General features: G+C 41.1%; 23 protein-coding genes. 4 read left to right on the forward strand and 19 right to left on the reverse strand.

Going from position 1 to position 21,747, the window contains the following annotated elements:
- Positions 1-2 precede the first annotated feature (2 nt).
- Positions 3-1,400, reverse strand: coding sequence for a hypothetical protein (locus ACZ5NL_RS02440; RefSeq protein WP_464842756.1), 1,398 nt, complete (start codon positions 1,398-1,400; stop codon positions 3-5).
- Between the two features lie 203 nt (positions 1,401-1,603).
- On the opposite strand from ACZ5NL_RS02440, the gene ACZ5NL_RS02445 reads away from it, so the two are divergent.
- Positions 1,604-2,524: an SDR family oxidoreductase gene (locus ACZ5NL_RS02445; RefSeq protein WP_464842758.1), complete on the forward strand. Its 921-nt coding sequence runs from the start codon at positions 1,604-1,606 to the stop codon at positions 2,522-2,524.
- A 5-nt stretch (positions 2,525-2,529) separates the two neighbouring features.
- A complete protein-coding gene (locus ACZ5NL_RS02450; protein WP_464842759.1) occupies positions 2,530-3,465 on the forward strand; it encodes a hypothetical protein in 936 nt (311 codons plus the stop codon).
- On the opposite strand, the gene pfdA is transcribed toward ACZ5NL_RS02450, so the two are convergent.
- From pfdA to ACZ5NL_RS02525, 15 genes are all read right to left on the reverse strand, one after another.
- Complete coding sequence (gene pfdA / locus ACZ5NL_RS02455; protein ID WP_464842760.1) at positions 3,446-3,889, reverse strand: prefoldin subunit alpha; 444 nt, start codon at positions 3,887-3,889, stop codon at positions 3,446-3,448. The two genes, ACZ5NL_RS02450 and pfdA, sit on opposite strands and share 20 nt — an antisense overlap.
- Positions 3,890-3,952: 63 nt before the next feature.
- The gene (gene rpl18a, locus ACZ5NL_RS02460; RefSeq protein WP_464842761.1) at positions 3,953-4,189 is read right to left on the reverse strand and encodes a 50S ribosomal protein L18Ae; all 237 of its coding nucleotides are present in this window, start codon (positions 4,187-4,189) and stop codon (positions 3,953-3,955) included.
- A 6-nt stretch (positions 4,190-4,195) separates the two neighbouring features.
- The gene (locus ACZ5NL_RS02465; RefSeq protein ID WP_464842762.1) at positions 4,196-4,882 is read right to left on the reverse strand and encodes a translation initiation factor IF-6; all 687 of its coding nucleotides are present in this window, start codon (positions 4,880-4,882) and stop codon (positions 4,196-4,198) included.
- A 40-nt stretch (positions 4,883-4,922) separates the two neighbouring features.
- Positions 4,923-5,183, reverse strand: a complete 261-nt coding sequence (locus tag ACZ5NL_RS02470; protein WP_464842763.1) for a 50S ribosomal protein L31e — start codon at positions 5,181-5,183, stop codon at positions 4,923-4,925.
- A gap of 6 nt (positions 5,184-5,189) precedes the next feature.
- On the reverse strand, positions 5,190-5,345 hold the full coding sequence (locus ACZ5NL_RS02475) for a 50S ribosomal protein L39e (protein ID WP_042700928.1): 156 nt from the start codon (positions 5,343-5,345) through the stop codon (positions 5,190-5,192).
- A 432-nt stretch (positions 5,346-5,777) separates the two neighbouring features.
- On the reverse strand, positions 5,778-8,186 hold the full coding sequence (locus tag ACZ5NL_RS02480; protein ID WP_464842764.1) for a hypothetical protein: 2,409 nt from the start codon (positions 8,184-8,186) through the stop codon (positions 5,778-5,780).
- Positions 8,179-9,936 (reverse strand): hypothetical protein, encoded by a 1,758-nt coding sequence (locus tag ACZ5NL_RS02485; protein WP_464842766.1) that lies wholly within the window; start codon positions 9,934-9,936, stop codon positions 8,179-8,181. The genes ACZ5NL_RS02480 and ACZ5NL_RS02485 overlap by 8 nt, the downstream gene beginning before the upstream one ends.
- Before the next feature lie 145 nt (positions 9,937-10,081).
- Entirely contained in the window at positions 10,082-11,245 is a 1,164-nt protein-coding gene (locus tag ACZ5NL_RS02490; RefSeq protein WP_464842768.1) for an NAD(P)/FAD-dependent oxidoreductase, read from the reverse strand.
- Positions 11,235-11,516: a (2Fe-2S)-binding protein gene (locus ACZ5NL_RS02495; RefSeq protein ID WP_464842769.1), complete on the reverse strand. Its 282-nt coding sequence runs from the start codon at positions 11,514-11,516 to the stop codon at positions 11,235-11,237. The genes ACZ5NL_RS02490 and ACZ5NL_RS02495 overlap by 11 nt, the downstream gene beginning before the upstream one ends.
- Positions 11,513-12,019: a 4Fe-4S binding protein gene (locus ACZ5NL_RS02500; protein WP_464842770.1), complete on the reverse strand. Its 507-nt coding sequence runs from the start codon at positions 12,017-12,019 to the stop codon at positions 11,513-11,515. Before ACZ5NL_RS02500 ends, ACZ5NL_RS02495 begins: the two co-directional genes overlap by 4 nt.
- Positions 12,016-13,449 carry an FAD-dependent oxidoreductase gene (locus ACZ5NL_RS02505; protein ID WP_464842771.1) on the reverse strand — a complete coding sequence of 478 codons (1,434 nt, stop codon included), beginning with the start codon at positions 13,447-13,449 and terminating at the stop codon, positions 12,016-12,018. Before ACZ5NL_RS02505 ends, ACZ5NL_RS02500 begins: the two co-directional genes overlap by 4 nt.
- Before the next feature lie 107 nt (positions 13,450-13,556).
- The gene (locus ACZ5NL_RS02510) at positions 13,557-14,717 is read right to left on the reverse strand and encodes an NAD(P)/FAD-dependent oxidoreductase (RefSeq protein ID WP_464842772.1); all 1,161 of its coding nucleotides are present in this window, start codon (positions 14,715-14,717) and stop codon (positions 13,557-13,559) included.
- A gap of 5 nt (positions 14,718-14,722) precedes the next feature.
- On the reverse strand, positions 14,723-16,207 hold the full coding sequence (locus ACZ5NL_RS02515; RefSeq protein WP_464842773.1) for an FAD-dependent oxidoreductase: 1,485 nt from the start codon (positions 16,205-16,207) through the stop codon (positions 14,723-14,725).
- Positions 16,208-16,314: 107 nt separating this feature from the next.
- Positions 16,315-17,931: a sodium/proline symporter gene (locus ACZ5NL_RS02520; RefSeq protein WP_464842774.1), complete on the reverse strand. Its 1,617-nt coding sequence runs from the start codon at positions 17,929-17,931 to the stop codon at positions 16,315-16,317.
- Complete coding sequence (locus tag ACZ5NL_RS02525) at positions 17,928-18,104, reverse strand: hypothetical protein (RefSeq protein ID WP_252743505.1); 177 nt, start codon at positions 18,102-18,104, stop codon at positions 17,928-17,930. The genes ACZ5NL_RS02520 and ACZ5NL_RS02525 overlap by 4 nt, the downstream gene beginning before the upstream one ends.
- A gap of 196 nt (positions 18,105-18,300) precedes the next feature.
- On the opposite strand from ACZ5NL_RS02525, the gene ACZ5NL_RS02530 reads away from it, so the two are divergent.
- A complete protein-coding gene (locus ACZ5NL_RS02530; RefSeq protein ID WP_464842775.1) occupies positions 18,301-18,744 on the forward strand; it encodes a hypothetical protein in 444 nt (147 codons plus the stop codon).
- Here the strand turns inward: ACZ5NL_RS02530 and ACZ5NL_RS02535 are convergent, their stop codons facing one another.
- A complete protein-coding gene (locus ACZ5NL_RS02535; protein ID WP_464842776.1) occupies positions 18,745-19,908 on the reverse strand; it encodes an OBG GTPase family GTP-binding protein in 1,164 nt (387 codons plus the stop codon).
- 120 nt (positions 19,909-20,028) lie between these two features.
- Here ACZ5NL_RS02535 and ACZ5NL_RS02540 point away from each other — a divergent pair, with 120 nt between their 5' ends.
- A complete protein-coding gene (locus tag ACZ5NL_RS02540) occupies positions 20,029-20,481 on the forward strand; it encodes an Lrp/AsnC family transcriptional regulator (protein ID WP_464842777.1) in 453 nt (150 codons plus the stop codon).
- Here the strand turns inward: ACZ5NL_RS02540 and ACZ5NL_RS02545 are convergent.
- Together ACZ5NL_RS02545 and ACZ5NL_RS02550 are read right to left on the reverse strand one after the other, a co-directional pair.
- Positions 20,478-21,041, reverse strand: coding sequence for an ASCH domain-containing protein (locus ACZ5NL_RS02545; protein ID WP_464842779.1), 564 nt, complete (start codon positions 21,039-21,041; stop codon positions 20,478-20,480). The genes ACZ5NL_RS02540 and ACZ5NL_RS02545 overlap by 4 nt on opposite strands.
- The gene (locus ACZ5NL_RS02550; RefSeq protein ID WP_464842781.1) at positions 21,007-21,726 is read right to left on the reverse strand and encodes a TIGR02253 family HAD-type hydrolase; all 720 of its coding nucleotides are present in this window, start codon (positions 21,724-21,726) and stop codon (positions 21,007-21,009) included. The genes ACZ5NL_RS02545 and ACZ5NL_RS02550 overlap by 35 nt, the downstream gene beginning before the upstream one ends.
- Between the last annotated feature and the right edge of the window lie 21 nt (positions 21,727-21,747).

Consider the following 21,747-nt stretch of genomic DNA (forward strand, 5'->3'; position numbering starts at 1 on the left):
CCTCACTCCTCAAAATAAATTATATCTTTCCATCCTACTCTATCTTCCCATGCAAAATTCTGGGATGCTGCTTCATCAGGTGCAAAACATCCTCCACAATGTCTGTTTGACCATTTGCAAGAACTTCCAACATCTCCCCCTTGACAACACTTTAGGACATATTTGTATACATAGAGGAAGAAATATCTATCAATAATAGCTGCGTCTGGATCCTCAGGTAATAACGGATGGTAGCTTGTTACCCAGCATTTATTCTTGTTGCACTCAAATTGCCAAATTAAATTGCTTTCTTGGGACCATTCAGTTTTAGGATTGTAAGCTTCTCCATCGTAGAACAGCTTTACTTGAATCGATCCAACATCCTTAAAGCTGTAGAACCCTTTGGAATTCGCTTTTTCTACAGCCCAATCCCAATACTTCTTTACATCCGTGCTTGTGGAAGGAAACTCATAAGTACAATATTCTCCCCAGAATTTATTAGCATTAGGAGAACTCGAATTATAAAGCCCAACCCAAACTGCTACTGGCACTGCATAGTAATAATGAACAGTGCCTTCTGAATAATCAGGTAGTGGCTCCTTGTATCCGTAGCATATAAATGATGGGCACCAGCTTCCTTCATTTATTCCTCCGAAGTTGTAAGCAAGTGGCTCTATTCCCATTGTTTTCATGATTGTTTGTTTTCTTCCGAGTTCTTTAAGGTTTTTGAATGTTTGCAGTTTATCCCTCTCCTCCAAGTAAGCATAAATTCTATCCCAAATCTGCTTCTTCTTTTCTATTAACCCTAAAGCATCTTCAACTGTAGCATTACCAGCTTTTATCTCTTTAATAGCCTCCCTGAGCTTCATGTCTGTAACAACGTACTCGTCAAACGTTAATTCACCAGCCTGCCTGTAAAAAGCAATAAACCACTCCAAATCAACATCCTTCCTAACAGGATGAACCTTTTCAACATACTCTCTGAGTAACTCGTCCTCTTTAGGGAGCCTGTAATAAAGAACCTCAACACCATAAGGGGTTTTTCTCGTATACTTTTTAACCAACTTCAAACTAAGCTTCTGACGCTTATAAAACTTCCTTTCGCTCTTTAAAAGCAGGATCTCGTCCTCAAGCTTGACGATTTTCTCAAGGGTTTCAACGCTTTTAGTTTTATTGAGTTCGGCATAGAGCTTATGCAACTCCGCCTCCTTCTGATTAATCACTCTTGTTAAGTTCTCAATTTTTAAGTTAACCTCACTCAAAGCCTTATTAACATCAAAATCTTGGCAAGAACTGCAAGCACTGCAAGCCCCAGAGCTAACTGGAACTTGCAAGTCCTTAACTTCTTGAAACTGCCCAGCAAGAGCAAAACTACTCAAAAACAACACTCCAACCACGAACAACACTACCCACCTTTGCATTCGCCCCCCCAAAGCACAACTTCAATAATACTATACGCAAAAGTATTATAAAAACATTTTGCTAAAAGAATAATCTTATAGACACATCAATCAAAAAGATTACACAAATTTGATAATCATGCTAACAAAATGCCTCAAATTCCAACCTCCGCGTTTCCAAAAATTATAAATTCACCAGAGAGAATTCAAAACGAGGGAGAGCAATGATAAAAAACAAGCTCATAGTGGTCACGGGTGGAGCGGGCTTTATAGGCTCCCACATAGCTGAAGAACTCAGCAGAGACAACGAGGTAATAGTGATTGACAACCTCTATGCGGGTAAAATTGAGAACGTCCCCTCAAATGTGAAGTTCATTCAAGCCGACATAAGGGATTACGAAAGCATAGCCGAGCTGATCTCTCAAGCGGATTACGTCTTTCACGAGGCGGCCCTGGTTAGTGTTGTAGAGAGCATTGAAAAGCCAGTTCTTACTGAAGAAATAAACGTTTTGGGCACTTTAAATATCCTAAAAGCCTTGAGTGAAGGTCATGGAAAACTAATTTTCGCTTCCTCTGCAGCGGTCTATGGAGACAACCAAAACCTGCCCCTCAAGGAGACCGAAAAGCCCAAACCTCTCTCTCCCTATGGGGTAACGAAGGTCTCGGCCGAATACTACTGCAAGGTCTTTTACGAGCTCTATGGTGTCCCCACCGTGAGCTTAAGATACTTCAACGTCTTTGGCGAAAGGCAGGGCTACAACCAGTATGCTGGTGTAATAAGCATCTTCATTAATCGAGCCCTCAAGGGAGAACACCTGATCATCTACGGGGATGGAAAGCAGACTAGGGACTTTATTTACGTCAAGGATGTTGTAAAGGCGAACATCCTCGCTGCCGAGAAAAATAATGCAAACGGAAAGGTTTTCAACGTCGCAAGGGGAGAGAGAACAACAATACTTGAGCTTGCCCTTAAGATCATCGATGTTACAGGTTCTTCAAGCTCAATCATCTTTGATAAGCCAAGGCCCGGCGATATAAAGCACAGCCAAGCGGATATAAGCGAAATCAAAAAGCTTGGTTTTGAGCCGGAATATTCTCTTGAAGAGGGATTGTTGAGAACAATTGAGTGGTACAAGCATGGGTGAATGGTGTGAGGTTGCTCATCCTCAAGGGAAGCACAAGAATTTTTTGGGTCATGCTGATAATCGGATTAGCAGTTGGCATCCCAACGTTTATTGCAACTCTTACCACCTCCTCCCCCAGGATAAGGATTGGTATAAGTACTTTCATTGGGCTGTGGTTTGGACTCGTTCTCTTTGCATTTTATAGGGCAAAAAAGAGCTTTAAAAAAGTCGAGCAATTGGAAAAACTCATTTCCATTAGCGAGGAAGAGGTTAGGCTTTCCATTCCTCTAAAAGCCGAAATAGGGTATTTTAATGCAACTGGCTATTGGAGCTCAAGCGGAAAGAGCAGGAGCTACAACGTCCGCAGAAAATTCATAAAAGAATCAGAAGCCACTGTAAGCTCCCTAGAACTTGAAAACAAACCGTTCTTCCTAGCAATTGCTCAAGATGGAGAGGGAGAGGTGTACCTTCCCGGGATTAGAATCACCGAGGAAGAGTATAAAGGAACCCTCGTGCTGTATGCAAAGCCTTCATACAAATTCAAATTTCCAGTTGAAAGCTTTAGCGTTTCTCATGAGGGGGATTTTGCAGAGGCCAGAATAGAGGAAAAGCAAAATGGATTCAGAGTCTTTGTGAATGCAAACCTCTCAAAGGCAAGAAGAGTCAAAGTAGAGCTGATTTCAAGAGGAAACAGGGTCGTTAAAGAACTCATCGGCGATACGAAGAGCATAGGGGTTTTCGAAAAAGAATTTTTAAGCGAACCTTTAGTGGTAGCGGGGCACTATGGGCAGTTAAGTCCTTTGGAAATTTTAAAAGCAGGCAAATTTGGGAGAATAATAAGCGGACATGGCAGATTCATCCTCAGATTAGCATTGGATGTTCCCTTTAGGCCCGATATAAAAGAAGAAATTGAGTTTGAGGTTCTCCCAGAAAAAGAGGGCGTCACTTCTTGGGGACTTTAAAGCTCATAGCCTGCTTTTGCTGTAGCTGCTGGGCCTTTTGAGCCAAATCCTGGAGCTTGTGCTCCAATTGATGTAGCGCATCCTGAGTCTTGGCAATAGCCTCATCGTACTCCTTGATCCTCTCTTCAAGGTATACTACTGCATCATCAATGCTCTTCTCAATTGCATACCCAGAGCCAACGCTCACTATGGCATTGTGCTTGTCCTCTATTCTCCCCTTCAAGAACGAACCCGCTCCTATTGGGACCAATATTTCGGGCTTCTCTTCCTCTACTTTCTTCAGTTCCTCAAGTGTCTCTTTTACGGCCTGGAACTCATTCTTCCCGAGGGTTAAAAGCTCTAGGTTCTGAGCCAGAAGCTGTGCCTGGGCTTGTAAAAGCTGATACTCATAAGCCAATCTCTCAAGTTGTTCCTTGTTTTCCATTTCCATCACCAAAAAGAGTAACTGAAGAAGTTTTTAAGAATGTTGGTTAAAAAAGATAAAGTGTCAAGCAAGCTCCAAGCTAAGTCTCCTAACTATCGGGTTCTCAGCTTCTTCTGGCTTTATCTCTTCAACGCTCTCTATGTGTATTTTTGACCTCTTAACACGGTGCTTGCTCCCAATCTCTGAAAGGACGAGCTCTTTGATGTCCTCCGGCTTTAAAGCCCTGTACTCCTTGGTGAACTTGAACTTTCTTCCGTTCTTTTCAAAGATTCCCCTAACTCTGAACACCTTAACCTCCATCACCCATCACCCCAAAAAGCCTAATGCTTCTTCAATCTTAACTATTTCCGGCCCTGTAGTCAAATGCCCAACTACAACGCCAAAGGAATTTGCAATCATGCACGAGCCCACAAAGGGAACACCCATGTTGGCAGTTCCAACATAAAAGTCAACCTTGAAGAGATCCTCAAGCCATTCGAGCTCTTCATCCGTTGCTTCGGGGTGAACGAGGCCACCTTTGTTTGTGACCACTCCGACGCTTCCAACAGCATGGTAGTTGGCTATTATCCCTCTCTCAACTTCGACACCAAAAATATCCTCGAACTGCTTTGCTTCTTCTCTTGTAAACTTTGAGCTGATCAAGGCGGCTTTATCGTTCACAAGTATGAGGTTCCCAAAGGCGGTGAGCTTGCTTAAAACGGGTTCAACCCTAACATCTAGACCGTTCTCTTTTAGGGAAGTCTTAATTTTCTCAAGCTCGGAGTCCCAGATGTAGTAGGGGACAACGACTGCACTTGAATTTGCCGCAGCGAGGATGCCAACTATTCTTGACTTCATTATGCTGGTTTCAATAATAGGGACCTTTAAAACTTCTCTGAGGACATTAAGCTTCTTCTCCTGAAGCCCTTCTCTAACTATGGCGAATTTATCGGTAGCTAAGCCAAATACCCCTAGATACGGTGAATTTTCAAAGTCCAGTCTTTCAATGTGCATTTCCACACCTCGGTTTTCCCTCATTGGAAAAAATTAGGAATCAAGCAAGGTGAACTTCGGCCACCTTAGCGCCTTCCTTCTCTTCAATGGTTACCTTGACACGGAGCTTGCTTGGTGGCTTCTCTATGCCTCTTTCCCATATTTTCTCATTAACGTCTGTACCTATTATGACCTCATCTGCCTTTGTGTGTCTAGCTATGAACTCTCTAACAAAGCGAGCAGCTCTTGGTGCTCTCTTCCATCTTGGAACGATTTTCTTGATTTTTTTAATTGGAACAACGTAAATTCTCTCTTCCGCCATCTCTCATCACTCCTTAAGCTTGGTTCTCCTCCAGTATCTTCTCTTGGGATGAGTTAAAACCTTTCTGTTGGTTTTCACAATAACCCAAACAGGCACTCTCCTATTTTGTTTAGCTGCCTTTGCCAAGCGGAGTTTCTTTGCCAACGGTTTGTTTCTTGCCATTCTTAATCCCTCCTTAATTTGTGAACGTGAAAAGCCCAACTAATGGCCGATTAGTAAAGCCTTATTTAAATTTTTGCTTTCACTCACATTCAAAGATTAGGGGTTAAAAAGCTTTTCATTTGAATAGGCGATACTGTCAGGATAAGCTGTGGGATGTTAAGTGGTTGAATAGCTCCAAGATGTGATGCCCCGACTCTGGCTGTTAGGTGTTGCAGGCTGGGCATAATATTGTACTGGCACAGTAAAGATAAAGAGAGTGAAAATAAGAGAAAACACAACAATCTAAGGAGGGTTAATTAAGTTTTCTAGCCCCTTTCCCACCCTTTACTCATAGCGTTTGTATAGTAAAGTTGTTACCTTCCTACCTATTCTACCTATTTTTTTAAAGTGAAAGAACGTTGAATGAAAAATTGCGCTCATAAACTGAGAGATTTATAAACTCTCAACTCTTTTTGCATCCATAATTAAGTTGGTAAAAATGACGTTGATATCTTCATATTTTAATAATGGGACATCAATCCCACTTTCTTTTAGGGAATCTAGGATGTGTGTTATTTCTTCTTCAATGTCTTTCACTATATGTTTGGGATCATTGACATACTGTAATTCGGGGTAAAGAAGTTTTACTGCCCGTAAAATTCCAACCGGGGGATTGTGGTGCTTGGCGAATTTTGGATCCAATATTTTTACTAATGTGTATAGTGCTATCATTTTTTGAATGAGTTCTTTTCCAAGGATGTTTATGTCCTCTTTAGACCCGATTATGTCTTCTTCAAAAGTGAATAATTCATTAAGATGTAAGAAAGAACCAGCATTTTTGAATACATGATACAGCAAAGTTCTCATGGATTTTTCGGAATTGAATATCAATCGGTCATAGTGCTCTTTATAGATTTCTCTTGCCTTTTTTTGAAGTTTATTTTTGTCTTTTATCTTTAAGAAAATTCTATCATTTTCTTTCACCGCTTCGAATATTGACATTAATTCTTTGTTTGAAGCCTGTATTGTGATGTGAGAATGTTCATCTTGAGCATTTATTCTAATAATCCCTCCCAAAATAGATAGCGAATCTCCTGGAGGTATTTCAATAATTGATGGTATGTTCTCAATCTCGGTGTTCTTTATTTTATCCAAAATCGTCTTTTTGAGGTGTTCAGAAAAATAAGGGTATGCTTCAAGTAGTGCCTCAATAAACTCTTTAAGTGTAAATCTTGCATTTTCAAAATCCTCTAAAAATATCAATTTATCAAATTGATTTTTAAGTTCCCAAATTCTATTAATCAACTTTTCAAGTAGTTTTAAAGTAGGATACCTTTTGTACTCAGATGCTTTTTTATATGGTATGGCAAGGTTGGGGATTTTGAAATCTCTTTTCATAACATCTTTATTTTTTAAAAGTGCCATCTCTATGAAAAATAGAATTTTTTCTATATTAATTCTGAAAGATTCATCAAGCACGGTATTTAGTATTAGAACGTCCTCTACCGGAGGTTTCGATGAATTTTCACTTGGTTTTATAATAACAGGAATTTCCAAGGTCTCTTTTCCTGGATACTTTATTATAAGGTTGTTGTTCTTTCCTATGGCACTGGAGGAAATATTCGTATTCTTTATGATCACAACCATTACTTCGCTGTTTGCTCTTTCTATTTTGACCTCTTTAGAGTTAATGTCGTATTTCCTATTTCCAATATAGAATTCCAAGTTTTTTAAACGCTCAATTGGTCCTTTGATTATAACTCTGAGATTATTGTTATCCAAAAGTTCAACAACTCCACTCATTAACGGTTTTTCTGTTGAATATTTTTCCTCTAACCTTTTCGATTTTAGTTCGTCGATTCTTATTGGAGAGGGCTTCAATGTTGCTAAAAAATCTTTCAATATCTCTGCATTAATTTTATGCACAATACCTACTTCTAGATTCCCGCCATTAATAGCAGATTTTAAAACGCCTGCTCTTGTGGGATTAGCACTTCCTATATAAATAATGCTCTCGTTCACATTTGAAAATGCTAACAGTTTTGCGTGGACATATCTGTTCTCCTCAGGAAGTATATTTAGAAAATGGGATTTCTCGTTCTTTTCTAGATTCTCCACGTTTCCATTAAATTCTCCATTTTGGAGGTATACATAGAGGTCTACTTCTGGAAATCTCTGTGCCAGTGTCTTTAATACAGAAAAGTCTCCGTAAAATGGGCCTAGGATATGTATTTCTCTTGGCTTAAAGTCAAGTACGTGAATTATCTCCTCAAGTATTGGAGCATGTAAATTATGAATAAATTTAATGTCTGGGGTACTATCTTTTGTTTCATAAAGGGAATTGGAAATAAACTGATTCTCAATAATTTCTAGAATTTCGTTTAGCGTGCCTTTTATGATTTTGGATTCTTGTAGAAATGGGTTGTACTTCATAATCTCTTCCAGGAATTTTTTGATCTCTCTCAACACATGATTAACACTTTCATTTGGAAACTTAATATAGTAAAGAGTCTCTATATTGGTCAAAAATCCCGTAACAGTTAGGTTCATACTTCCAACATATAAATGGGCTTGTTTCTTTGAAATGAACATTGCTAATTTAGGATGGAAGATTCCTGATAATGAGATAGGTATTAGATAGTACTTTCTTCCTGCTAATTTCATCTTTTTACTTTTTAAAAGGCTATAATATTCATTTTCATCTATAAAGACAAGAATTTCAGAATGGCTTTCATTGATAAGGGGAAGAAGACTGTTTTCAAAAAATTCAGGGTCGAAAGTATAAGTTAGAATTATTCCATATTTTGTATTCCTTATGTTTTTTCGCACATGCTCAAATAATCTGAGAGATCTATTAGACATTAGGATCACCCAAAAGTTTACTTAAAAATTCCTCACCTTCAATAGTTAGAGAAAGTTTATTGCTCATAGGGTTTCTGGAAGTTATGAGTCCTGTTTCGTACAATACATCAAACAACCGCTGATATTTTGTCAATGTAGGCCCTATTGACCCAGAAAACGGCCGCAGATATTTATATTTTCCTCTTTCTATAGTGAAAAATAGTGGAGGTACCCCTTTGTGATTTGGGGCCTTTCTATAGGATACTTCTATATGTCTTTTAACTGTTATATTTATTAAGTTTACAAGGAACTTTTGAAGATCGCCTCCTTTTATTCTTGAGAATTCATCGGGCATTTTATACATATCATTGCTAGGTCTGTATCTAAGAAGAAGGTATAATATCAAAATTGCAGCAAAATTGGGGAATATTTCTTCGCTATGATTCTTTAAGTTATTTTTTAGGTAATAGAGGCAATTCAACTCATTGGGAATGTTTAGTGAACTTAAGGTAAGATTCCGAATACTACTAACAACATCTTTAATAGGAGTTGTTAAAGAAATCTCAATATCTAATGTTTTTGTATTTTCTTCTGGAGGGATACCTCCTTCATTAAAATAGACTCCCTGTCTGAAAAACTCTAAAAATGGCATTTTGTCTATGTATTTTTTTGAAATGAGATCTTTAAGTATTTGCTCATCACTTTTTGATATGATACTTTCAATAATTTCTTGAAGACTTAAATCAGTAAAAACCTGGGAAGTCATATAGTAAAGCGCATACTCTAATGCATAACCCATAAACTCATAAAACACTACTTCTCTCCAAAGGCGATGAATTTCTTGCAATTGTTGGGGTGGAGATATCTTAGTAAACTCTTCTCCATAATTGGTGTTTTGATACTGGTTTACGTACCACAAAAAGAGTGTTAGCGAAGCCTTGTGTTTTTCTAGAATATTGTTCTCTTTGATCCACTTAAAAAATTCTTTCTCGCTTTCATCTAGAATTTCAGAATATTTCTTACGTTTGGTGTTAAATACAAATGTCGGGGGCATTTTTATAAAACGAATTTGGGAAAGTGTTTCGGAGGCAGTTTTTTTAGGCTCAAAGTCAAAGAGGTAAAAGAGAATTTTTCTAAGGAGGATCCTCTCATCTTTTGTAAAATCTTCTTTCCTAAGGGCTTCTACGCTTATATCTCTGGAGATACGTTGCAAATAGGATACTGGAACTTTTTTACTTCTTACATAAGATCTTAACTCATTAAAATTTAGATTTGCTGTTTTTTGAAAGATATCTGCAAGTTCTTGGCATAAGGGACTAAGAATTAATTTGTCGTTCTCTTTGCCAATAAGAAGACTTTTCAATAAGGGGGTTATATAATATGCCCAAAATCCACAGCCCCCATTTTGGTGAATCATTATTTCGTTCAAATCTATTATTTTTCTGGAAAATACTTCCCTTGGGATGTTGCCTGCTCCAGGTAGACCTCTTTTTTCAAAATTAGCATCATCTGCTAATAAGAGATTTGCGAGTAGAAATATTTTTTCAAACTCGCAGATTTCTGAGATGACTTCCAGATCATTTTTAAGAAGCCATGCAAAGTATGAGAAATATCTATATCTCATTGTAATTGGGGATGGTTGGATAGGATATATTAACTCGTATAGAAGTTTGTTTCGGTACTGGTCTATTCCTAATGGATCAACGACTCTATCTCTCAATATACTTTTTTCTGTGAAAACTGGGCCTAATATATTTGCCTCGTTTTCCATGTTTTTAACTAAGAGGGCATTGGTTAAATATCTTACCACAAACTTAGAGTTAAATGTACACTTATGTGCGCTAAGTCAATACTGTAAGGATGAGCGCGATAGTTATCCTAACAGTATCTGAATAGGCAAGAGAAAGAAGAAAAGGTCACCCTATCTGGAAAGCTGTACTCCTAAGTTCTCCCCTCTCAAAGCGATGTGGATCGTACCACTCCCAGTCGAGCGGCACATGTGTTTTTCCTTTGACAATCAACTCTGCCATTGCTTCTCCAACTCCTGGAGCCATCATGAACCCGTGTCCGCTGAAGCCGGCTGCAATGTAAAATTCATCTATGTAGTTAATCTTTCCTATGGCCGGATTACTGTCCGGAGTCTTTGCATAGTGCCCTGCCCACTGCCTCAATACATGGACATATTTCAAGGCCGGGATTATCCTAGTTGCCCATTTGAGAACTCCCCTTAAGAAGTCATATGTTGGGGTTACATCGTAGGTTGGGCCGTGTTCTATCCCTGACCCACATATCACTCCGCCATCTTCGCCATCTTGGATTACATAGGAGTCGTTCCATGCTGGCGGACATACAAGAGGCTCAATCTGCCCCTCTTTAATTGGTTCAGTCTTAACGAGCTGGTGTTTGTAGGGCTTTATGGGGATGAAGTCCCTATCTAATCCCGCCATCTCGTTGATTATAGGAGCCCATGCGTTTGCAGCATTCACAACAACATCGGCTTTTATAACACCTCTGTTTGTTTTTACTCCTTTGATTTCATTGTTCTCCACCACAACATCGAGTACCTCCGTGTATTCATAAATCTCTGCCCCAAGCTCTTTGGCTTTTCTTGAAAAGGCAAAGACTGTTTTGAAGGGATTTGCCTTCCCATCGGTTGGGTTCCATTGTCCAGCCAAGAATTCATCCGCATTCAAAAGGGGGACTATCTCCTTAGCTTCCTCTGGAGTTATAAGCCTTGTTGGAACACCAAATTTGTTGTGGAGTTTTATGTTTTGTTTAAATGCCTCAACTTCATCTTCAGTTGTTGCAAGGAAAAGATATCCAGTCTGTTTGAAGTTTACATCGTATTCAAGCTCTTCACTAAGCTTTTTCCACTTTTCAACGCTGTATTTCATGAGCTTTATGTTGGCCTCGTCGGTGAACTGCTGCCTAATTCCCGTAGCACATCTGAACGTTGAACCGCTTCCAAGGTAGCCTTTTTCAACAAGAACGACATCCACACCGAGCTTTGCCAAGTGGTAGGCTATTGACGTCCCCGTGCTTCCTCCGCCTATGACAACGACTTCTGCTTTACTTTTCATTCATATCACCCACCAGAACCCCTGCAGGAACAGGTCTAATTGGGATCCTCGTTGCGGGGAGCTTTATCTCGTCTGGGCTCTTTCCGGTTTTCCTTGCTATAATGCTTATCACCATTGGGAGACAGGTCCTTCCTTGACACGGCCCCATGCCTATCCTAAGGAGCCTCTTTATCATCTCTATGTCTGTAATTCCCTGCTCAATGAGAGCTTCAATTTCCTCCACAGTTACCTCATTACATCTGCATATTATCCTCTCGCTCTTTTCACTCATTCTCTCACCACCTTAGCAGCTCTAACATCCCATGCTAATTCAAGGGGCATTTCCACGGTTATAATCGGCGTATCCCCCTTGCTCTTCTCCCTTGGAATTACCGTGACAACTTTGCCTTTTCCAACCTCTTCTCCAACTCTGTTGAGCAGAATGACCTCTTCACCCACCCTTGGAACTGGGAGAATCTCATGAGGCATCGTCACCCTTGCTTTGTCTCCAATGTAATGCACCATGAAAAATGCCAGTCCGGGACAGATTTGCACGCATAGAGAACAGCCGATGCACTTTTCATAATCAACAATTGGAACGGCATTTGGATGTTCCATTAGAACCGCATTGGTGGGGCATATCTCTTTACACGGCGTACAGGGGATTTCCTGTGGACACTCCGGAACGGCTACGGGCCTTTGCCTCAATCTTTCTTCACTTGGCAAACCAACGTACTTTTTCAGTTCTTCAACGCTTAGATAGCCTTCCCTCAAGTATTTGGGGATTTCGTTCATTCTACCACCACCTTCTTGAGACCTTCAAGAACTTTTCTTCCAAAGGGCCCGCTCCTGAATTCCTCAAGATCCTTCTGGGCTTTCTCTATTTCTTTAAGCCACTCTGGTGAAGCCACCCCTGCAGCTAAGGCAGCTGCAATTCCAGCTATCTTTCCTTCAAGCATGGCTGTCGTTGCTTCCTCAATCCCTGCAGAATCGCCCGCGACGAATATTCCTTTTATTGTGGTTTCCATTCTTGAGTCTCTGATAACCACGTGCCCTCCAAGCTCGGGGACATATTTAATCTGACATCCTACTTGGTGCAGGAGCTCTATACTCGGCCTCAATCCAACGGCCAAGGCAATTACATCAACTTCAAAGACCTTCTCTGTTTCTGGAATGACATTCCAATTCTCATCCAGCTGGGCAACAACTGCCCTCTCAACTTTCTCCTTGCCCTCCGCCCTTACTATAGTATGCCTAGTCAATATTGGTATTCCAAGCCTTCTAACCTTGGCAGCATGCACGAAGTAGCCCCCGATCTTTGGCATCGCCTCAACTATTGCCTCCACCTTTACTCCTGCTTGGTAAAGCTGATAGGCCAAAATAAGCCCAACGTTACCCGCTCCAACAATTAAGACTCTATCTCCAGGTTTTACCCCATAGGTGTTCATGAGGGTTTGAATAGCCCCGGCTCCATAAACTCCCGGCAAATCGTTGTTTTCAAAGGGTATCATTCTTTCCATTGCTCCAGTAGCAACCACCACTGTCTTTCCTTTAAATTCAATAAGCTCCTTGTTTTTCCTGACACCAACAACGAGCTTTTCATTTCCATCCTGCAGGAGCATTATTGCAGAAGTCTCTAGAAAAACCTCAACATTCCTTTTTTTGAGCTCCTCACTTAGTATTTCGGCAATTTTTATCCCTCTAACTCCGGCAAACTGCTCCCTCTTACCAAAGAACTTGTGAGTCTGCTTAACTAATTGTCCCCCAAGCATAGGATTTTCATCTAAAAGAACAACTTTTGCCCCGGCATCACTTGCATTTATAGCGGCCATCATTCCAGCTGGACCGCCGCCTATGACAATAACGTCCGCTTCAACTCTTGGCGGCTCTTTCCATTTGGGTGGCTTTGTTGTCTTAGGTAGGGTAGGCTTTTCCTCCTGCCTTTCTATCTGCATACCCTCTTCAACAAGTGTTATACAAGTTCTTACGTTTGGAATACCGTTTACCTTCATTAGACAGGAGGAGCACTTTCCAATTGCACAGAAAAGCCCCCTCGGCCTGTGTTTCTTTGTGGAGTGCTGGAGAGTTCTTATGCCCGCAGCATGGAGAGCCATTGCAATTGTTTCGCCCTCATAGGCTTTTATCGACTTTCCTTCAAAATAAATTATAATCTCCCTTCCGCGGACTCTTTTAAAATCCAAAATAGGATGCTCAGTGAGTCGCATAATATTTCACCAATGTAAAATTGAGAAGAAGTATTTATGAGTATTTTTTCATAAAAACGTTTTCCACCTTTGGTTGTAGAGAAAAAACAAAAATGACATAAAATATATCAACCCATTTGCAGGGCTTTACCTCTCAGTTCACCTCTTTCAAAGCGGTAAGGATCATACCACTCAATTGGGAGTTTGCTCTTTCCTTTTGTTATTAAATCGGAGAGCATTTCAGCTACAGCAGGTGCCATCATGAAGCCGTGTCCACTGAAGCCAGCAGCGATGTAGTATTCATCTATTTCATCTATTCTTCCAATTGCAGGATTGCTGTCTGGAGTCTTTGCATAATATCCGGCCCATGTTCTCAATATAAGAAGCTCTCTCAGGGCTGGAATTATTTTAGTAAAGTAATAGCTCACCTCTTTCATAAACTGATAGCTTGGATTGAGATCATATGTAGGGCCAACTTCATACCCAACACCGCCAACGATTCCTCCGTGATTTGTTTGAGTTAAATATGCGTGGCCGTATTTAAAGGAGATCACCATAGGTTTCACCGCTCCCTCTTTTATTGGCTGAGTTATAACCGCCTGGTGCTTGTATGGCTCAATAGGAATATGTATCGGTACTTTAGCCATTGCATTTATTAGCTTAGCCCATGCGTTTGTAGCATTTACAACGACCCCTGTATTAACAACGCCGCGATTTGTCTTTACACCTTTAATCTCCCCATTTTCAACTATAATCTCCTTGACTTCCGTGTACTCGTATAGCTTTGCTCCCATCTCCTCAGCATGAAGTGCAAACGCTGTAGTTGAATGAAACGGATCGGCTTTACCATCTGTAGGGTTCCAAGATGCAGCCACTACCTCGCTTATATCTAAAAGAGGCACTATTTCCTTTGCCTCCTCTGGAGTTATGAGCCTCGTAGGAACACCGAAACGATTTTGGATTGCTATGTTCTTTTTGAACTCCTCTACCTCTTCGTCATCATACAGCAAGAAGAGGTACCCTGTCTGCTCAAATGAAAAGCCGTATTCCTTGCTGTATTTCTCCCAAAGTTCAACCGAACGCTTCATCACCTGCACATTGGCTTCATCATTAAACTGCTGCCTAATCCCTGTACCGCAGCGGAAAGTTGAACCAGAGCCTATAAAGCGCTTCTCAAGGACTATAACTTCCTCCCCTCTTTTTGCTAGTTCATGGGCCAAAGTGACCCCTACAATTCCCCCACCAATAATGACAATTTCACTCTTATTCGGAAGCTCTTTATGCGGCATTTTCATCACTCCCTTACAGCAGTAACTTTCATTTTAACATTCTTGAGTGGAGGCCTAGCCACGGGAAGATCTATTTTAGCCATATCTACCCCGGTTCTCTGACTAACAAGCAGTGCTCCATTGAAAAGGCAAAATCTTCCCTGACAGAAACCCATTGCCAAGTGAGTGAGTCTCTTAACTATTTGCAGATCAGTTATTCCTTTCCTTACTACGTCGTCAACTTTCTTTAGGTTGACATCACAGCCGCATATCTGTACGTCCTCTAAATTCATGTCCTTGAACTCTATTCTCTGTATAGGCATTGGCTCGGGCTCGTATTCCTCGAGCTTTTCTTTGTAAAGGGCTGGAGTAGCATTGTAGCCAAATTCCCTTAGAATGTAAGCCCCTACGAGTTTGCCCTCCAAATAGTTTGCGTAGTGGGGCTTTATCCCGGTTGCACTTCCGGCCACATATATTCCATCTCTTATACGGTTTTGTTCATCGAGAACCGGGACATAATACCCCCATTTGAACTTGAGCTTTCCACCGGCCTGTGTGATTGGGTTTATATCTGGCAAGCGGTAATCACTCACAATAACTGCATCAACCTCATACACATTACCATTGGTATCTATAAGCCTCTCGACTTTCTCTTCTCCCTCAACACGCTTTGGATTAGGCACAACGATGTATTCAATGCCCCATTTTTCAAGCTCGGGTATTATTCTTTCGGGCTTTCTTCCAACAACCGCAATTCTCTTACCTGGAGCAACCCCCCACTTGTTGATGACCTCAAGAGCGAAGTCGAGTCTAAAGACTCCTGGGAACTCATTGTTCTCAAAGAGAAGAATGTTTTCTACAGCCCCAGTAGCTAATACAACCCTCTTCGCCATTATTTCTATCAGCTGGTCTTTTTTGACTACGGGAACCAAGAAGTATTCCCCTTCATCAAAAACCCCAAGAGCTATTGTACCCTTGAAGACCTTAACGTTCTCGTTGAATTGAGAGGTCAGCTCCTTGATAACTTTCTTAGGTTCTCCCTCAAACCCTTCCTGCTGGGTGCTCTTTAGGGACATTAAGCCCCCAAGCCATCCCCTCTCTTCGATTAGGGCAACTGTTAGATAATCCTGAAGCTCCAAAGCTGCACCTATTCCAGCGATTCCTCCGCCTATTATAGCGACGTCAACAACCTCCCTAAGAACTCCCTTACTTTCGTCTATTTCCACAGTTTCTTGAAACTCACCGTAGTTCTGCCTCTCTATCCTCATTCCGTCCTTAACGAGGGTTTTCCTCCCGTTTATATTCTTAACTCCATTTACAATAACTGGCAACGGGCCAAAAGTAAACGCACCCCTTTTCCTTCCCTGGAGACTGGTCGTTATCCAGTAAATACCATTTGCAAGCAGTGCCACTGGAAGTTTTTCTCCTTCATATGCTTTCAGAGCTTTGCCCTCAAAATATATCGTGACTTTCTTAGAAGCGTCTTTCTCATACAGATCCAGCGGACGCATAGGATCACCTTCCCAGTTAGTTTCATACCTATAAAACACAGAGAATCTTATAAACTTTAATGAAAAAACCAAAGGTTTTAAACAAAAGGTTAAAATTAAAAGAGAAGTCAAGCAATGCCCTTAGCCTTTACAAAGGCTGCAACGTTTTCAACTTGGCTCTTTGCTCTTGCTTCCATGACTTTGCTCTTGCCCTCTTCTATTGACACCTTCCTAAAGAGGTCTTCGTGGAGTTTTACAACATCTTCTGGTGGCTTAGTTAAGAGGCTGACTATGATTATTATCACCAGAGTCACAAAGAAGTTAACGAAGAACACTGGAACGTCTTTGAACCAACCGCCTATTACCCCAAATATTCCTGGAGCATCGGGGTGGAATGCCCATCCATAGATTTTCGCCTCTAAAAGGACTTCGCTGAGCAGACCGTACGCCATCCCTATGATTCCAGCTTCTTTTGTAACACGCTTCCACCATAGGCTGAGGGTAAGTATTGGTCCAAATCCTACTGCTAAACCTCCCCACGCAGTGGCAACCATTGCATAGACAAATTTGCTCCCGCTCATTGCGTAGTACATGGCTATAATTGCAATCGCCAGAACAACTACCCTACCTATGTTAACCATCTGCTTCTTTCCAAGCTCTTTGCCAAGTACTTTGTGGTATAAGTCTCTCGAGACTGCTGAAGACGCCACCAAAAGCTGTGAATCTGCTGTACTCATTATAGCTGAGATTATACCGGCTATAACAAACCCTGCAAGCCATGAGGGCATTAGCTCAAGTGCCATTGCAGGAATAACTTTTTCTGGATCAGAGACTTTCAACATGCCGCCTTGGTAAAGTGCGAATCCAAGGAATCCTGCAAAGAAAGCTCCCCACAGCACGAGAATTGTCCAAACGCCACTTATGAATATTCCAGGTCTTCTAAGCTTTCTGGGGTCTTCAACACTCATGTACCTCGTGACTATATGGGGCTGACCCAAGTATCCCACTATCCACGAAGCATATCCTATAGCAAAGATTATTGCCGCTATTCCAACAGCCCCTCCAAAGGGATGTAGCTTAGAGGGATCTGCCTGAGCTATCAAAGAGGTTGCCTTCTCAAGCCCCCCCACTTTTCCTAATGCTAAGAGCGGCACAATTATTAGTGTGGATACCATGAAGAGTGCCTGAACAACATCTGTCCAAACTACTGCAAAGAATCCTCCCGTAATAACATAAGCTGTTAGTATGGCTACAGTAAGGAGTATACCGCTGTTTATGCTTATGTTAAATGCCTCACTTAATGCCTTACCTCCTGCTGCAAACTGAGCCGCCACATAGGCGGTCATAAATACCAGGATAATAGCCGCACCAATTATTCTAATTAACTTTGTATTGTCCTTTAATCTTGCCTCAAGGTAGTCTGGCACTGTTATTGCCCTGAACTTACCCGCATAAATTCTAAGCCTTGGACCAATTAACACATAATCCGCCAATGTTCCAAAGAGACATCCAATTCCTGCCCAAAACGCTCCCAAACCGGCTTTAAAGGCAGCTCCAGGATATCCAAGCATTAACCATCCACTGAAATCACTCGCTTTATCACTCAATGAAGCAGCCAAAATGTGGACTTTCCTTCCACCTACAAAGTACTGGTCTTCCGTTTTTGTGAACTTGTTAGCCCACCAACCGATGTAAGCCAAAATCACCAAATATACTAAAAATCCTAGTAGAACTCCGGGGTTCATGCTTTACCCCCCTCTAGCTCTTTTAGAAGATCCTCGTCGTAAGCTAGAATCTCTTCATCTACGTAGTATTCCTTTCCTGTAATTCTGTCCCAGTAGCCATAGAGCACCATCACTATAATTCCCAAAATTGTGGGAATAATTAAAGTTGCCCAAGCTGCACCACTGAGGCCCATATTGCACCACCTCAAAAGTAATAGGGTGTTGGGCAATGCCCAACATTGCATTTAGGCACTTTACATTTATAAATATATCGACGTAAAATAGTTTTAAATGTATCGATGTTTACTTTGGACATTATTCAATGAACACAAATTCAAGTATAACATTTTAAATCGTTAAAGTTAAAGATTGAAAGGGGTGTCTAAAAAGATGCTAAAGGTTAAAGTTATGAAGCCAATATTCAGACCAGAAGTTCCCGCTAAGTTTGTGCTGTATCCCTATTCGATATTCCATATAAAGCTCTTCTATAAGCGCTTAGGGAGAAAAGATAGGGAGCTAGATTACTTTGCCTATGTTGATCTTTATCGATTTGGGGTGGAGAGAGGAGATGACTTCATAGAACTTAAAGAATGGGCTGTGAAAGATAACGTGATCATGGAAGAAAATTGTCAGTATGAAGAAGCCAAAGAGAAAGCAATTGAAAGTGCATTTATGTGGGGCAACATGATGGTAATCTCATGGTGGACCCCGAGAATAGAAGTGGTCAAAGAAGCAAAGGCATACAAGGTTTTCTGGATATTTGAAGAGAATGGAGAAGAATACGTCATGGACAGTCTTACCGGAGAAAAGTTCAAATTAAAGGATATTACGTAATTACCTAGCATGAATCTCAACTATATCTCCATCTTCAAGAACATGATCCGGGCCAACCCTCTGCCCTGGGAACTTTGCGCTCTTTCCCCACACCCTTGCGTATTTAAAGTTCTTCGCAAAGTCTTTATGTATCCTCTCAGCCACGTCAAGAACCGTTGAGCCTTTCTTAAGAGCAATCGGAGGATAAGCCGGCTCTTCACCAGGCGATTTGGTGAAAACCCTTATTATACCGGCAAGTTCATAGAGCTCTTCTTTGAGAGTTTCAATATTTGCCATCTTTTTCGCAGAAACGGGCACTATTTTAAACCTATCCCCATAAGCTTTAACGAGCTTTTCGTAGTTCTCTTTGCTCCCCGGTGCATCGCCTTTGTTAGCAATGATTATAGCCTTCCTCCATACAAGGCTCTCATCAAGAGCATCTGAAAACTCTTCAAGGGTAACAGGTTCCTTTACAGTGATCTCAGCACTGTGAATGCCTTCTTCCCTAAGCATTTTCATGACTTCGCTTATATCTCCCTGGATCAAATCCTGCCCATTGATTACAATTCCACCCATTGGCATTCTTTTTATCTCCACTTTTGGCTTTCTTTTGTTGATTTTTATTCCAGCACGTTCAAATTCTTTCAATATTATCTCCATCTGCTTTATTGGATCCTGAGAAAGATCAACGACGATAGCTATTGCATCGGCATTTCTTATGACACTCAAAAGCTGCGTCCCCATGCCTTTACCCAGGGCAGCTCCTTCTATCAAACCCGGCACTTCCACGAGTTGGATCTGAACGTCTTTGTGCTTCATCATGCCCGGAATTGGCTCAACCGTCGTGAAAGGATAATCGGCAACATCCACATCAACTCCCGCAAGAATCTTAAGAAGTGAAGATTTTCCGACGTTTGGCAAACCCGCGAGAACTATCTGGGCGGCACCTTCCTTTTTAACGCTAAATGAATAACCTCCCCCTTTTCGTTGGCTTTGTTGCTTTTCCAGTTCTTTCCTGAGCTCTGCTAGCTTTCTCTTTATTTGGAGTCTGAGCTTCTCTGTTCCCTTGTGCTTTGGCACAGTGGCATACATTTTCTCTAATGCCCTTATTTTTTCGGGTATTGTTTTAGCTTGTCTGTATTCCTCTTCCGCCGCTAGATATTCTGCTGTTACGTTTGTTGGCATTTCTACTCACCCCTCCTTCTCTAGCCATTAGGGTTATGATGGAGGGTTTTTATAAATCTATGGTGTGAAACTATCATCAACTTTATATACTTTCTCGAAAAATTTTAGGATGGTGAGAATATGAAGGGACTTTTAGATGAAATTGATAAGGAAATCTTGAGGGTGCTTCAAAAAAATAGCCGTACTCCCCTGAGAGAGATATCCAAGCGAGTTGGACTTGCAGAATCAACGGTCTATGAAAGAATTAAGAAGCTGAAGGAGAAAGGAATAATAAAGAAATTCACGATTATCCTTGATCCAGAATCCCTTGGCTTTCATCTGCTGGCTTTCATATTGATAAAGGCAAAAGCTGGAAAGTATGCTGAAGTTGCCGAAAAGCTCATTGCTTACCCAGAGATAGTGGAAATTTATGAGACCACGGGTGATTACGACATGATACTCAAGATAAGAACGAGAAGCAGTGAAGAGCTTAACGACTTTCTTGACAAGATCGGAGAGATAGAAGGTGTTGTTGCGACACATACAATGGTCGTGCTAAAGATACACAAAGAGACAACCGAGCTTCCGCTTTAAATTTTTCCCTCCGCGTACAGCCTGTGATATGCCTTTAAAAGAGCATCTCTTACCCTTTTTGGCCCGTATCTTCTCACTGCGCTTTTTAGTCCTTCGGAATAAACCCTCCTAATTATCAAATTCACGTCGGGGGATTCTTTTAGGTTGTTTTCTATATAGAGTTTTGCTATCTCTTCTGGATCTTTGTAGTTCAGCCCCTTAAGCCATTTTAAGGGGATTCCATCCTCGAACTTCTTTATTACCTCAAACTCAATTATCGTTACTTCATCCTCTCCATGGAGTTCCCCATATATCTTGTTCAGCGCACTTACCAGCTCCTTGATATCTTTAAACCCGTCTTTTTTTGCGTCTTGGTTTGTAAGCTCCTTAACCTTCTTCTTCTCCACTTTCGTGATCCTTACCTTTGCAACAGCGGTGTCGCTTGGTGTTATTACAAGATAAACCTCACTTCCAGGTTTAGCTTTGTATTCTCCAAACCTAATCGTAGTGGTCTTTTTTCCGCTTAGTATTTTGGATTTGTATGAATTATCTATTAGAAGGAACTTTCTTATTTGAACCATTGTTGAGCACCTCTAATATCTCCGGAAGCTCTAAGAGGTCGTTAATTTTGAAGTCCGCATACTCTTCATATTCAAGCTCTCTATCCGCATATTTCCCATAGCGGAACCATACAGTGTGCATCCCTACCCTTTTTGCCCCATAGATATCCGAATAAAGCCTGTCCCCCACCATCAAGGCCTCTTCTGGAGATACCTCGAATATCTTCAGGGCTTTTTGGTATATTTTTGGGTGTGGTTTTTTCACTCCCTCAAAGTCTGAAACCACCATATGCTCAAAGAAATCATCTAAATCAAGCCTTAAAACTTTCTCCCACTGCTTTATTGGATTTCCATCAGTGATTATGCCTAACCGGTATCCCATCTCTCTGAGTTTGATAAGAGTTTTCCTCGCGTGCTTAACTTCCCTTATGTGAGCGAATTTTGTGTTGTGATAGGCTATAACTCCCGCAGCTACCCACTTGGGGTTGTATTTTAGATCAAGCCTCCTGAGAAGGTAATCAAAGTGATGAGGGAAATTACTCCCATATTCATTAATGAGCTCCAAGAGTTCGTTATAGGCGGTGTCAAAATCAACAGGCATTCCATGCTGAATCATGTTTTCTATGGCATTCCTTCTGGCAAGCTCAGCTAAGCGGGAGGTATCTACAAGGGTGTCATCGAGATCAAAAAACACAACTCTTATCATTTTGCTCCCCACTCAAATAAA

This window comes from Thermococcus aegaeus, assembly GCF_055393685.1.